The following is a 13,013-nucleotide window of genomic DNA, read 5'->3' as shown; positions in this document are numbered from 1 at the left end:
AGATCATGTCAAAGGACCACCACGCGCCGGGCCTTCTCGACCCAGCCATCCTCCTGCCGGCCGCGCGCGATGCTTTCGTCAAGCTCGACCCGCGCCAGCTGGTGCGCAATCCGGTGATCTTCGTCACCGAGGCTGTCGCCGCCGTCGTCACCGTGCTTTTCCTGCGCGATCTTTTTACCGGCAGCGCGCAGGCGGGCTTTTCCGGCCAGATTGCGGCCTGGCTCTGGTTTACCGTGCTCTTTGCGACCTTTGCAGAGGCCGTCGCCGAAGGGCGCGGCCGCGCCCAGGCCGACAGCCTGAAGCGGACCAAGTCGGAACTCGTCGCAAGGCGGCGGTCGGCCTCCGGCGCCGTCGAAACGATCCCGGCAACCAGCCTTGCCATCGGCGATGTCGTGCTTGTTGCCGCCGGCGAACTCATTCCCGGCGACGGCGAGGTGATCGAAGGGGTCGCTTCGGTCAATGAAAGCGCAATCACCGGCGAATCCGCTCCCGTCATCCGCGAATCCGGCGGCGACCGCTCTGCCGTTACCGGCGGCACGCAGGTGCTTTCCGACGAGATCACGGTGAAGATCACCGTTGCGCCCGGCTCCTCCTTCGTCGATCGCATGATCGCGCTCATCGAGGGCGCGCAGCGGCAGAAAACGCCGAACGAGATCGCGCTGTCGATCCTGCTTTCGGGCCTGACGCTGATCTTCCTCTTCGTCTGCGTCGCCATCTGGGGCCTGGCCGGCTATTCCGGCACGATCCTGACGGTCACGGTGCTTGCCGCGCTTCTCGTCACGCTCATCCCGACGACCATCGGCGGCCTTCTCTCGGCCATCGGCATTGCCGGCATGGATCGCCTCGTCCGCTTCAACGTCATTGCCACCTCCGGCCGGGCGGTGGAGGCGGCCGGCGACGTCGATACGCTGCTGCTCGACAAGACGGGCACCATCACCTTCGGCAACCGCATGGCGAGTGATTTCCTGCCGGCGCCGGGCGTGAGCCCCTCGGAACTCGCGGAAGCCGCGCTTCTCGCCAGCCTGTCCGACGAGACGCCCGAAGGCCGTTCGATCGTGGCTCTTGCAACGGGTGAGTTTTCGGTAGCGATGCCGCAGGTGCGCTTCGATGCCGTGATCGAGTTCACCGCCGAGACCCGCCTTTCCGGCGTCGATCTCGGTGACCGCCGGCTGCGCAAAGGCGCGGTCGATGCCGTGCTGCGTTTTGCCGGCGTTCAGGAGGGTGATGCGCCCGCCGAATTCCGTCGTGCCGTCGAGACGATCGCGCGCAGCGGCGGCACGCCGCTCGCCGTTGCCGACGGTTCGCGCCTGCTCGGCGTCATCCACCTCAAGGACATCGTCAAGCCGGGTATCAAGGAGCGCTTTGCGGCACTGCGCGCCATGGGCATCCGCACCGTCATGGTGACAGGCGACAATCCGGTGACGGCCGCAGCCATCGCCTCGGAAGCCGGCGTCGACGATTTCCTTGCCCAGGCGACGCCGGAGGACAAGCTGGCCTATATCCGCCGCGAACAGCAGGGCGGCCGCCTGATCGCCATGTGCGGCGACGGCACCAACGACGCTCCTGCACTCGCCCAGGCAGATGTCGGCGTTGCCATGCAGACGGGCACGCAGGCGGCCCGCGAGGCGGCCAACATGGTGGACCTCGATTCGAGCCCGACCAAGCTCATCGAGATTGTCGAGATCGGCAAGCAATTGCTGATGACGCGCGGTTCGCTGACCACCTTCTCGATCGCCAACGATGTCGCCAAATATTTCGCGATCATCCCGGCCCTCTTCGTCGCGACCTATCCGGCGCTGGATGCACTCAACATCATGCAACTCGCCTCGCCGCAATCGGCCATCCTTTCGGCCGTCATCTTCAATGCGCTGATCATCGTGGCGCTCATTCCGCTGGCGCTGCGCGGTGTCGCCTATCGTCCGGCGGGAGCGGCCGCCCTGTTGCGCCGTAACCTTCTCGTCTACGGTCTCGGTGGTCTCGTCCTGCCTTTTGCAGGCATCAAGGCTATCGATCTTGCCGTCAGCGCCCTAAATCTGGTGTGATCATGCTGAAACAACTTCGCCCGGCCCTCACTCTCGTCTTCGCCCTGACGGCGCTTCTCGGCCTTGCCTATCCGCTCACCGTGACCGGCATCGCGCAGGTCGTGATGCCGTCCGCCGCCAATGGTTCTCTCATCGAAAGGAACGGAGCCGTCGTCGGCTCCGACCTCATCGGGCAGGCCTTTGCCTCGGACAAGTATTTCTGGCCGCGTCCTTCGGCCACCGGACCGGACGCCTACAACGCGGCCGCCTCGTCCGGCTCGAACCTGGGCACGACCTCCGTCAAGCTTCGGGATCGTGTCGAGGCGGATGTCGCCCGGCTGACGGCGACGGGCATGGCGACGCCGATCCCGGCCGACGCGGTGACGACCTCCGGTTCCGGCCTCGATCCGCATATCTCGCCCGCTTTCGCGCGGGCGCAGGTCGCGCGGGTTGCAAAGGCGCGTGGTATGGAGGAAACGACGGTCGAGGCCCTTGTCGGGCGGCAGGTCGAAGGCCGGCTCCTCGGCGTGTTCGGCGAACCGCAAGTGAACGTGCTACAGCTCAACATGGCGCTCGACACGCTCGGATCATGAGAGGACGAATGGCGGACGACGACAGCCGCAGACCGGATCCCGACACATTGCTTGCCCTGGCGGAGAAAGACCGCCGGGGCAAATTGACTGTTTTTCTGGGCGCAGCTCCCGGCGTCGGAAAGACCTATGCCATGCTGTCGCGTGCCGGCCGTCTCAAGGCAGAGGGCGTGGATGTCGTCGTCGGCCTCGTCGAGACCCACGGGCGCGGGGAAACCGCCGCGCTGCTTGCCGGTCTGGAGGTTTTGCCGCGCAAACAGATCACCCATCGCGGCCGTGCACTGGAGGAGTTCGACCTCGATGGTGCGCTCGCCCGCCGTCCGCGCATCGTGCTCGTCGACGAACTGGCCCATTCCAATCCCGAAGGTAGCCGGCATCCCAAGCGCTACCAGGATATCGAGGAGCTGATCGCGGCCGGCATCGATGTCTGGACGGCGCTGAACATCCAGCATCTCGAAAGCCTCGCCGATCTCGTCGCCGAGATCACCGGTGTCACGGTGCGCGAGCGCGTGCCCGATGTCATGCTGAAGAAGGCGGACGAGGTCCTGCTCGTCGATCTGCCGCCGACGGAGCTGATCGAGCGGCTGAAGGAGGGCAAGGTCTATCTGCCGGACAGCGCCAGCCGCGCGATTGACCGCTTCTTCCGGCTCGGCAACCTGACGGCGCTGCGCGAGCTTGCGCTGCGGCGCACGGCAGACCGGGTCGACGACCAGATGGTCGACTATCTCAAGCAGCATGCGATTGAAGGGCCCTGGGCGGCCGGCGAACGCCTGCTTGTCTGTGTCGGGCCGGACGAATTGTCGGAAAAGGTGGTTCGTGTGGCGAGCCGGCTCGCCTCCGGCCTCAACGCGCCGTGGATCGTCGTGTCGATAGAGCGGGCGGACCGGGAGGTCGGCACGACCGAACATCTGCACCGCATAGAGGCGCTGTTCCGGCTCGCCGAGCAGCTGGGCGCGGAAACGCGCCGGGTGGTCGGCAACGATTTCGTCGAGGAAATCCTGAAGCTGGCGCGCCGCGAGCACGCGACGCAGATCGTCATCGGCGCCCGGCGCAACCGCGGCTGGCGACGGCTCGTCTCGCCGTCGCTGCCCGATGCGCTCTCGCGTAACGCGGCAGGCCTTGGTGTCTATTTCGTTACGCCCGACAGGAAGGAAAAGTCGGTCGCCCCCGCACGCCCCGCCATGCCGGCGATCGCCTCCTACCGGCAGTCGGCGCTTGTCGCGCTCGCGCTCGTGGCCGCCACGGCGGCGTTGGGCAAGCTTGTCTATCTCTTTGCCGAATTGCCGAACATCTCGCTGCTCTTCCTGCTTGCGGTTCTCGGTGCCGCGGTGCTGGGCGGTTATGCCTCCGCCTTCATTGCCGCCTTCCTTTCGGCGCTCGCCTACAATTTTCTCTTCATCGATCCGGTGCACACCTTCACGATCACCGCGCCGCACGAGGTTTTCGCGCTCTTCGTCTTCCTGACGGTGGCAATCATCGCCGGCGGTTTCGCCTCGCGCATCAAGGAGCAGGCGAAAGTTGCCCGTGTGCGCGCCACGGCTTTGCAATCGCTCTACGATTTTTCGCGAAAGCTCTCGACGGCAGGCAAGGCCGACGATGCGAACTGGGTGGCGGTGTCGCATCTGCAGGCAAGCCTCAAGCGCAACATCGTGTTGCTTCTGCCCGACAAGAACGATCTCAAGGTCGCCGCGGTCTGGCCGCCGGATACCGAGCTCGACGTCACCGATTTCACGGCGGCACGCTGGACCTGCGACAAGCAGGAGAAGGCCGGCTTGGGCACGGGCACGCTGCCCAATAGCCGCTTCGAGTTCCGCCCGTTGATGGGGCCGCACGGCCTGGTCGGCGTGTGCGGCATTCAGCTGGGAGACGAACGCCTCGACCTCAATGCGGAGCGTGCGCTGTCCGCCATCCTCGATCAGACGGCGATTGCGCTCGACAGGGCGCGGCTTTCGGAAGAAAGCGTGATGCAGGCGGCCAAGCTCGAGGGCGAGCGCTACCGGGAGGCTCTGCTCTCCTCGATCTCGCACGACCTCAGGACGCCGCTCGCCACCATCATGGGGGCTGTCACAAGCCTGCGCCAGCTCGGCGGGCGCATGACTGCGGAAAGCCGCGACGATCTTCTCCAGTCGATCGAGGAGGAGGGCAGCCGCATGAGCCGCTTCGTCGCCAACCTGCTCGACATGACGCGCATCGAATCCGGCACGTTGAAGCCCAAGGGTGACTGGGTGGACGTTTCCGATGTCGTGCAGTCCGCCGTCGAGCGGGCGCGCAAGTACTTCCCGGGCAAGGCGATCGAGACCGGCATCGCGGCCGACCTGCCGCTCATCGAGGGTGACAGCGTGCTGCTCGGCCAGGTGCTGTTCAACCTGCTCGACAACGCGGTGAAACATGGTGGCGAGGAACCGGTCAATGTCTATGCGCGGCGGGATGGACAGGATGTCCTCATCTCCGTCACCGACCTCGGCAGGGGCATTCCGCCCTCGGAGATCGACCGCGTCTTCGAAAAATTCTATCGTCGCGGCAAGCCGGACGGCCGCTCGCCCGGAACAGGTCTCGGCCTATCCATCGCCCGTGGTTTCATCGAGGCGATGGGCGGCAAGATCCATGCGGAGAGCCCGGCAGTGAAGAAGAAGGGCACCCGCATCGTCATCCGCTTCCCGGTGGGTGAAAAGGCAAGGACTGGCAAGGCGACATGATGAACGAGCGCATTCTGGTGGTGGACGACGAGCCGCAGATCCAGCGGTTCCTCAAGCCTGCCCTCAAGGCGGCGGGGTATGACGTGGTGGAGGCGGCAACCGGCGGCGAGGCACTGAAGGCCGTGGCAACGGCAGCACCCGACCTCGTCATTCTCGATCTCGGCCTGCCGGACATGGACGGCAAGGACGTCGTTACCAGTCTTCGCGGCTGGACGCAGATTCCGATCATCATCCTCTCCGCCCGCGAGCGGGAGAGCGAGAAGATCGCGGCCCTCGACCTCGGCGCCGACGACTATATCGAAAAACCCTTCGGCATCGGCGAGCTTACCGCCCGCATCCGCAATGCGCTGCGTCACCGCGAGCGGTCTGAGGCGCCTCCGGCAACGCTCGTCACCGACGGCCTCGTCATCGACACGGTGCGCCGGCTGGTATCGCGAGACGAGGAAGCGATCCGCCTGACGCCGAAGGAATACGATCTCCTGACGTTGCTGGCGCGCCACGCCGGGCGGGTCGTCACACACAAGACGCTGCTTACCTCCGTCTGGGGCCCGGCCCATGGCGAGGACCTGCATTACCTCCGGGTCTTCATCGGCCAGCTTCGCCAGAAGATCGAGCGCGACCCGACCCATCCGGCCGTCGTGCGCACGGAGCCGGGTGTCGGATACCGGCTCGTCGTCGAGGCGGATTGAGCTTTTCGCTGCCTCAGCCGATCTTTTCGACGATGGGAGGGATTTGCACCACGGTGCGGTCCGTTGCGCCGGAATCGATGATGCCGAACACGGCTTCCAGCATTTTGGGGACGTCCTGGCGGACCATCTCGATATGGTCACCCAGCATGGCGACGAAGGGGTCCCAGTCGAAGCAGCCGAGCTGCGGCACCCGGTCGGCATAGCGGCCGGAGCGGCGGATCCAGCGCATGACGCCTTCCAGCGAGATGGTGGAGTTGACGAACATGCCGCGTGGCAGCGGCTCTTTGCGCTCGGCGAGTTGCTTCATGGCGTTTTCCGCCTTTTCGGGCGCATAGCCGCAGGTCATCACCAGTGTCTCATCCACCGTCACGCCCGCCTCGGCATGCGCATCGCGAAAACCGCGTACGCGCTCCATCGTGTTGTGGTCGCTGCCGCGGCCGCCGACGAAGAGCAGGGGGCTTTTTTCACCGAATTCCCGCTCGCAGTTGGCGAGCACCCGGCGTGTGAGTTCCAAGGCGCCGCCGTAATTGTCGGAGATGACGGAGGGCGCGCGCGTGCCTGGAAGATCGAGATTGATGGTGCGTACGCCCGCGGCAGCGCAGAGGTCGACGATATGGTCCGGGTCGGTGGCGCCCGTCGCGATCAGGCAGTCGACCTGGTAGGAGAGCATGGCACGCGCCGCCTCCACCTCCAGCGCCGGATCGCGCTGCGTGCAGGTGATGATGGGAAAGAGGCCGCGCGCGCGGGCCAGCATCTCGAATTGCTCGACGATCGAGGCGAAGTAGCGGTTGTCGTATTTCGGCACGATCATGCCGATGATTTTGGACCGCTCGCGGCGCAGCACGCTCGCCTGCATGTTGAGCGCATAGCCCTGTTCCTCGGCGAGTTTCGTGATCTTTTCGGCGAGCTTCGCGCTGATGCGCCGCTTCTTCCAGTTGCCGTTCAAAACCGCGCTGACGGCGCTTGCCGAGGTGCCTGCCAGCTCCGCCAGATCGTAGATCGTCGTCCTTTTCGTCTGCGTCGTTCTATTCACACGTCATCTCCGTTTCGTGAGCCACCTTGACACCAATGGCGTTTGGTGGCAATTCTTGCTTCATCGATTGAGCAAGTATGCGCCATCGATGAAGTTGCCTGAACAGCAAGACTGACCCAAGGGAGGAGTCAGACGGAGCATCGACGAACCGGACGTTGTGGCCTCGCCGCAGCGAACGATGATCTGTGCCCATTCGGTGCGCGGAGATTGTCGGTCCTGTCGCCCTGGACGGCTTGAGGGAACTGGCGAAATATCAACCGTGGAGGAACCCAATGAAGACGCTTACCCATTTGCTCGCCTCGACCGGCCTCGTCCTGTCGCTCGGCAGCGCCGCCTTTGCCCAGGAGGGCGCGACCGTTGCCTTCCTGATGCCCGACCAGGCTTCGACCCGTTACGAGCAGCATGACTATCCCGGCTTCAAGACCGAGATGGAAAAGCTGTGCCCGAGCTGCACGGTGATCTACCAGAACGCCAATGCCGACGTCGCGCTCCAGCAGCAGCAATTCAACTCGGTGATCGCGCAGGGTGCCAAGGTCATCGTGCTCGACCCTGTTGATTCCGCCGCTGCCGCTGCCCTCGTCGAGATCGCCCAGTCGCAGGACGTCAAGGTCATCGCCTATGACCGCCCGATCCCGGACAAGCCGGCCGACTATTACGTCTCCTTCGACAATGAAGGCATCGGCAAGGCCATTGCGCAGTCGCTTGTCGATCACCTGAAGGCGAAGGGTGTTCCCGATGGTGCCGGCGTGCTGCAGATCAACGGCTCGCCGACCGATGCGGCCGCCGGGCTCATCCGCGACGGCATCGATTCCGCCCTCGACGCCTCGCCCTACAAGACGCTCGCCGAATTCGACACGCCGGACTGGGCGCCGCCGAAGGCGCAGGAATGGGCGGCTGGCCAGATCACTCGCTTCGGCGAGGAGATCAAGGGCATCGTCGCGGCCAATGACGGCACGGGCGGCGGCGCGATCGCGGCGCTGAAGGCGGCCGGCGTCAAGGAAATGCCGCCGGTGACGGGCAACGACGCGACCATCGCGGCGCTCCAGCTCATCATCTCCGGCGACCAGTACAACACGATCTCCAAGCCGTCGGAAATCGTCGCGGCAGCGGCGGCGAATGTCGCCGTCAAGCTCCTCAAGGGCGAGACGCCGGAAGCGACGCACAAGCTCTACGAAACGCCCTCACAGCTTTTCGTTCCGGCGGTCGTGACGGCGGAGAACATCAAGGCCGAGATCTTCGACAAGGGCATCAACAAGCCGGAAGAGGTCTGCACTGGCGAGTATGTTGAAGGTTGCCGCAAACTGGGCATCATCCAGTAAGCGCCGCCATCTGTGTCCGGCCGCACAAGGCGGCCGGACATTTCCTGCCGTCGAAAGGTCAGTCTGAAGGTTCCGGGCCATGACAGCCACGCTTCAAAATGCTCCCTCCAAGGGAGAATCCGTGCTGCGTCTCAGCGGCGTATCGAAGAATTTCGGGGCCGTTTCCGCATTGACGGACATCGAGCTCGACGTGAAGGCCGGCGAAGTGGTCGCGCTGGTTGGCGACAATGGCGCCGGCAAGTCGACACTGGTCAAGGTGCTTGCCGGTGTGCATCAGCCGTCCTCGGGCACGATCGAATTCTGTGGCCGACAGGTGACGCTCGACAGCCCGGCCAAGGCGCTGGACCTGGGTATCGCCACCGTCTTCCAGGACCTCGCACTGTGCGAAAACCTCGATGTCGTCGCCAATCTCTATCTCGGCCACGAGCTGTCGCCCTGGGCGCTCGACGAAGTGGCGATGGAAGTGCGCGCCTGGACGCTGCTGCGCGAGCTTGCCGCGCGCATCCCCTCGGTGCGCGAGCCGATCGCCTCGCTTTCCGGCGGCCAGCGCCAGACGGTCGCCATTGCCCGTTCACTGCTGCTCAATCCGAAACTCATCATGCTGGACGAGCCGACCGCCGCGCTCGGCGTCGCGCAGACGGCGGAGGTGCTGAACCTCATCGAGCGCGTGCGCGACCGCGGACTCGGCGTCATCATCATCAGCCACAACATGGAGGACGTGCGCGCCGTCGCCGACCGCATCGTCGTGCTCCGGCTCGGGCGTAACAACGGTGTCTTCACGCCCGACTCCTCCAATCAGGAGCTCGTTTCCGCCATCACAGGCGCGACCGACAATTCCGTCTCGCGCCGCGCCGAACGCAAGTCTCACGTCCAGGAAAATCACGGGGGCGCCGCATGAGCCAGAATTCCTCCCAGCCGACGCTCGACCGCAGCGACGAGCGCGTGCGCCACGACGACAGCCTGTCCGCCATGGCGCGCGGTTTCATCGACCGCGTACGCTCCGGCGATCTCGGCATGTTGCCGGTTGCCGTCGGCCTCGTCGTCATCTCCGTCGTCTTTTCCGCCCTGAATCCGATTTTCCTCGCGCCGAACAATCTCGTGAACCTGTTGTTCGATTGCGCCACCGTCGGCGTCATCTCACTCGGCATCGTCTGCGTGCTCGTTCTTGGCGAGATCGATCTTTCGGTGGGCTCGATGAGCGGTCTTGCTTCCGCCATGGTGGGCGTCCTCTGGGTCAATCAGGGCTGGCCGATCGTCGGGGCCATCCTCGCCGCACTTGTCGTCGGTGCGGGCGTCGGCCTTCTTTATGCGACGCTCTACAACCGGCTGGGCATGCCGAGCTTCGTCGCCACGCTCGCAGGTCTGCTGGCGCTGCTCGGCCTGCAGCTCTTCATTCTCGGCCCGACCGGCTCGATCAATCTGCCCTATGCGTCCTCGCTGGTGCGTTTCGGCCAGATCCTGATCATGCCCGACTGGCTGTCCTACACCCTGGCGCTGGTTCCCGGCCTGGTGATGATCGGCCGCGGCCTTCGCACCCGCACGCAGCGTCTTGCGGCGAACCTCTCCGCCCAGCCGATGCGGGCGCTGATCCTCAAGGCCGTCGTGCTGACGGCAGCGCTGGAGATCGCCGTCTTCTATCTCAATCTCGGCCGCGGCATCCCGTGGATGTTCGCGCTCTTCATCGCGCTCGCCGTTGTCCTCAACTATGCGCTGACGCGCACCAAATGGGGCCGCTCGATGTTCGCCGTCGGCGGCAACAAGGAGGCGGCGCGCCGCTCGGGCATCAACGTGCGCCGCATCTATATGAGCGCCTTCATGCTCTGCTCGACGCTGGCCGCGCTCGGCGGCATCCTCTCGGCTTCGCGGCTTGCCTCCTCCAGCCAGCAGGCCGGCACGGGCGACGTCAACCTCAACGCGATCGCCGCGGCGGTTATCGGCGGTACCAGCCTCTTCGGTGGTCGCGGCAGCGCCTATTCGGCCCTGCTCGGCATCATCGTCATCCAGGCGATCTCGAACGGCCTGACGCTGCTCAATCTCTCGTCATCGCTGCGCTACATGATCACCGGGGGCGTTCTCGCCATCGCCGTCATCGTCGATTCGCTCGCCCGACGCTCACGCGTCAGCCACGGCCGTGCATAATTTTGAATGGAGTTTTCGATATGGCTGACCTCATGAAGGGCAAGATTGCCGCCATCACCGGTGCCGCCTCCGGCATCGGCCTGGAATGCGCCAGGACCCTCCTTACCGAAGGCGCGAAGGTGGTGCTCGTCGACCGCGCGAAGGACAAGCTGGAACAGCTCTGCAAGGAGCTCGGCCCCAATGCCCTGCCGCTCGTCGTCGATCTCCTGGATCCCGCCGACGTTTCGGGCATGATGCCTCGTATCCTGGAGATTGCCGGCGGGCTCGACATCTTCCACGCCAATGCCGGTGCCTATATCGGCGGGCCGGTGGTAGAGGGTGACCCCGACGCCTGGGACCGCATGCTGAACCTCAACATCAACGCGGCCTTCCGCTCGGTCCACGCAGTTCTGCCCTACATGATCGGGAAGAAGACCGGTGATATCCTCTTCACCTCGTCGATTGCAGGTGTCGTGCCCGTCGTCTGGGAGCCGATCTACACGGCCTCGAAATTCGCGGTACAGGCCTTCGTGCATTCGACGCGCCGGCAGGTGGCACAACATGGCGTGCGTGTCGGCGCGGTGCTGCCGGGACCGGTCGTGACGGCGCTGCTCGACGACTGGCCGAAGGAGAAGATGGACGAAGCGCTCGCCAATGGCAGCCTGATGCAGCCGAAGGAGGTGGCCGATGCCGTGCTCTTCATGCTGACCCGGCCGCGCAATGTCACGATCCGTGACCTGGTGATCCTGCCGAACAGCGTCGATCTCTGAAGCAAAACCCGCAGGCGGCTTGTGGCCGCCTGCCCGAAGAATTTCCGATTGCAGGCGGTAGACCCATGAACACTCCTTCCTCCGCACGTCCCGCGGGCGGCGAACGCTACCTTGTCGGCGTCGATGTCGGCACCGGAAGCGCCCGAGCCGGCCTCTTCGACATGACCGGGCGCATGCTGGCCTCGGGAAAACGCGACATTTCGCTGTTCCGCGAGCCGGGCGCGATGGTCGAGCAGTCGAGCACGGAGATCTGGGCCGCCGTCTGTGCTTCGGTGCGTGAAGCCGTCGCCAAGGCCGGCGTTGCGCCCGAGCAGATCATCAGCCTCGGCTTCGACGCGACGTGTTCGCTGGTCGTGCTTGGAGATGGGGGCAAGCCGCTACCCGTCGGCCCTTCGGAGGACCCGCAGCGCGACATCATCGTCTGGATGGACCACAGGGCGGTCGAACAGGTCGAGCGCATCAACGCCAAGGGGCACGAGGTGTTGCGCTATGTCGGCGGCATCATCTCACCGGAGATGGAAACGCCGAAGCTGCTGTGGCTCAAGGAAAATCGTCCGCAGGTCTTCGATGCTGCCTGGCAGTTTTTCGACCTTGCAGACTTCCTGACCTGGCGCGCGACGGACGACCTTGCGCGTTCTACCTGCACTGTGACCTGCAAATGGACCTATCTTGCGCACGAAAAGCGGTGGGATCCGAGCTATTTCCATGACATCGGCCTCGGTCTGCTCGCAGATGAGGATTTTGTCCGTATCGGCCAACGTGTCGTCGAGCCGGGCACGCCGCTTGGCAGCGGCCTGACGGCAAAGGCGGCGGCAGAGCTCGGTCTTGCCGCGGGTACGCCGGTCGGTGCCGGCATGATCGATGCCCATGCGGGCGGCATCGGCACGGTTGGGGTCGAGGGCCCGCCGGAAAACAATCTCGGCTATGTCTTCGGCACGTCCTCTTGCACCATGACCTCGACCCGAGAGCCGGTCTTCGTGCCGGGTGTCTGGGGGCCATATTATTCTGCCATGGTGCCGGGCATGTGGTTGAACGAGGGCGGGCAATCGGCGGCCGGCGCTGCCATCGAGCAGCTTCTCTCCTTCCACCCGGCGGCGGGCGAAGCCGCTGCGCTGGCGAAGGCACAGGGCCTTTCCTTGCCGGCCTTCCTGGCGGGGCTTGCTGCAGAGAACGTGCCGACGCTTTCAGCCGCGGCAGAGCTGGCGGATGGCGTACATGTCGTGCCCGAATTTCTCGGCAATCGCGCGCCCTTCGCCGATCCGCATGCCCGCGCGGCGATCGTCGGCCTCGGCATGGAGCGTGACCTTGCCAATCTCGTCTCGCTCTACATCGCCGGGCTTTGCGGCATTGGCTATGGCTTGCGCCAGATCATCGACGCGCAGGCGGCGGCCGGTGCGCCCATTGACAGGATCGTGATCAGCGGTGGTGCGGGCCAGCTCGATCTCGTTCGCCAGCTCCTGTCCGATGCAACCGGCAAGGCCTTGCTTGCGACACGGGCGGAGGAGCCGGTGCTGCTCGGTGCCGCCATTCTCGGAAGCGTCGCCGCAGGCGCCTTCCCGGATGTGCGAGCGGCAATGGCAGCCCTTTCGGCGACCGACCGCACCTACCAGCCGGCCGGTGCCGATATCGCGGCTCTGCACACGAAGCGCTACGATGCCTTCACGCGGCTTCAGACGCTGGCGCGGGAGATCCGCTAGGGTTTGTCAGGGAAAAATGGAGCCCGGTTTTCCCGAAAGGACAAACGAAAACAAAGAATCCTAGGGTCCTTCATACTCAG

General features: G+C 65.0%; 10 protein-coding genes. 9 read left to right on the top strand and 1 reads right to left on the bottom strand.

Annotation, left to right across the window (positions count from 1 at the left end):
- Positions 1 to 5: 5 nt before the first annotated feature.
- From kdpB to K0P03_RS15870, 4 genes are read left to right on the top strand one after another with little or no spacing between them, the layout of a single operon-like run.
- Entirely contained in the window at positions 6 to 2,042 is a 2,037-nt protein-coding gene (gene kdpB / locus K0P03_RS15885; RefSeq protein ID WP_023513924.1) for a potassium-transporting ATPase subunit KdpB, read from the top strand.
- Positions 2,043 to 2,044: 2 nt separating this feature from the next.
- Positions 2,045 to 2,614 (top strand): potassium-transporting ATPase subunit KdpC, encoded by a 570-nt coding sequence (kdpC, locus tag K0P03_RS15880; RefSeq protein ID WP_272790056.1) that lies wholly within the window; start codon positions 2,045 to 2,047, stop codon positions 2,612 to 2,614.
- Positions 2,615 to 2,622: 8 nt separating this feature from the next.
- On the top strand, positions 2,623 to 5,307 hold the full coding sequence (locus tag K0P03_RS15875; protein WP_272790055.1) for a sensor histidine kinase: 2,685 nt from the start codon (positions 2,623 to 2,625) through the stop codon (positions 5,305 to 5,307).
- Positions 5,304 to 5,996 carry a response regulator gene (locus K0P03_RS15870; RefSeq protein WP_050743669.1) on the top strand — a complete coding sequence of 231 codons (693 nt, stop codon included), beginning with the start codon at positions 5,304 to 5,306 and terminating at the stop codon, positions 5,994 to 5,996. Before K0P03_RS15875 ends, K0P03_RS15870 begins: the two co-directional genes overlap by 4 nt.
- Positions 5,997 to 6,009: 13 nt before the next feature.
- Here K0P03_RS15870 and K0P03_RS15865 read toward each other — a convergent pair whose 3' ends face one another.
- Complete coding sequence (locus tag K0P03_RS15865; protein ID WP_050743670.1) at positions 6,010 to 7,029, bottom strand: LacI family DNA-binding transcriptional regulator; 1,020 nt, start codon at positions 7,027 to 7,029, stop codon at positions 6,010 to 6,012.
- A gap of 272 nt (positions 7,030 to 7,301) precedes the next feature.
- On the opposite strand from K0P03_RS15865, the gene K0P03_RS15860 reads away from it, so the two are divergent.
- The 5 genes from K0P03_RS15860 (at position 7,302) to K0P03_RS15840 (ending at position 12,933) form a co-directional block, all read left to right on the top strand.
- Positions 7,302 to 8,348, top strand: a complete 1,047-nt coding sequence (locus tag K0P03_RS15860) for an ABC transporter substrate-binding protein (RefSeq protein ID WP_272790054.1) — start codon at positions 7,302 to 7,304, stop codon at positions 8,346 to 8,348.
- Between the two features lie 79 nt (positions 8,349 to 8,427).
- The gene (locus tag K0P03_RS15855; RefSeq protein WP_023512744.1) at positions 8,428 to 9,246 is read left to right on the top strand and encodes an ATP-binding cassette domain-containing protein; all 819 of its coding nucleotides are present in this window, start codon (positions 8,428 to 8,430) and stop codon (positions 9,244 to 9,246) included.
- A complete protein-coding gene (locus K0P03_RS15850) occupies positions 9,243 to 10,487 on the top strand; it encodes a sugar ABC transporter permease (protein WP_023512743.1) in 1,245 nt (414 codons plus the stop codon). The genes K0P03_RS15855 and K0P03_RS15850 overlap by 4 nt, the downstream gene beginning before the upstream one ends.
- A gap of 20 nt (positions 10,488 to 10,507) precedes the next feature.
- Positions 10,508 to 11,236 (top strand): SDR family oxidoreductase, encoded by a 729-nt coding sequence (locus K0P03_RS15845; protein WP_272790053.1) that lies wholly within the window; start codon positions 10,508 to 10,510, stop codon positions 11,234 to 11,236.
- A 65-nt stretch (positions 11,237 to 11,301) separates the two neighbouring features.
- Entirely contained in the window at positions 11,302 to 12,933 is a 1,632-nt protein-coding gene (locus tag K0P03_RS15840) for an FGGY-family carbohydrate kinase (protein WP_272790052.1), read from the top strand.
- The last annotated feature ends 80 nt before the right edge of the window (positions 12,934 to 13,013 follow it).

Source organism: Shinella sp. HY16 (assembly GCF_028534175.1).
Classification (GTDB): Bacteria; Pseudomonadota; Alphaproteobacteria; order Rhizobiales; family Rhizobiaceae; genus Shinella.
The sequence above is the reverse complement of the archived record's forward strand: the minus strand, read 5'-3'. Positions and strand labels throughout refer to the sequence as shown.

Coding starts and splice junctions, on each gene's coding strand:
- kdpB (WP_023513924.1), top strand. CDS start 6: ATGTCAAAGGACCACCACGCGCCGGGCCTTCTCGACCCAGCCATCCTC.
- kdpC (WP_272790056.1), top strand. CDS start 2,045: ATGCTGAAACAACTTCGCCCGGCCCTCACTCTCGTCTTCGCCCTGACG.
- K0P03_RS15875 (WP_272790055.1), top strand. CDS start 2,623: ATGGCGGACGACGACAGCCGCAGACCGGATCCCGACACATTGCTTGCC.
- K0P03_RS15870 (WP_050743669.1), top strand. CDS start 5,304: ATGATGAACGAGCGCATTCTGGTGGTGGACGACGAGCCGCAGATCCAG.
- K0P03_RS15860 (WP_272790054.1), top strand. CDS start 7,302: ATGAAGACGCTTACCCATTTGCTCGCCTCGACCGGCCTCGTCCTGTCG.
- K0P03_RS15855 (WP_023512744.1), top strand. CDS start 8,428: ATGACAGCCACGCTTCAAAATGCTCCCTCCAAGGGAGAATCCGTGCTG.
- K0P03_RS15850 (WP_023512743.1), top strand. CDS start 9,243: ATGAGCCAGAATTCCTCCCAGCCGACGCTCGACCGCAGCGACGAGCGC.
- K0P03_RS15845 (WP_272790053.1), top strand. CDS start 10,508: ATGGCTGACCTCATGAAGGGCAAGATTGCCGCCATCACCGGTGCCGCC.
- K0P03_RS15840 (WP_272790052.1), top strand. CDS start 11,302: ATGAACACTCCTTCCTCCGCACGTCCCGCGGGCGGCGAACGCTACCTT.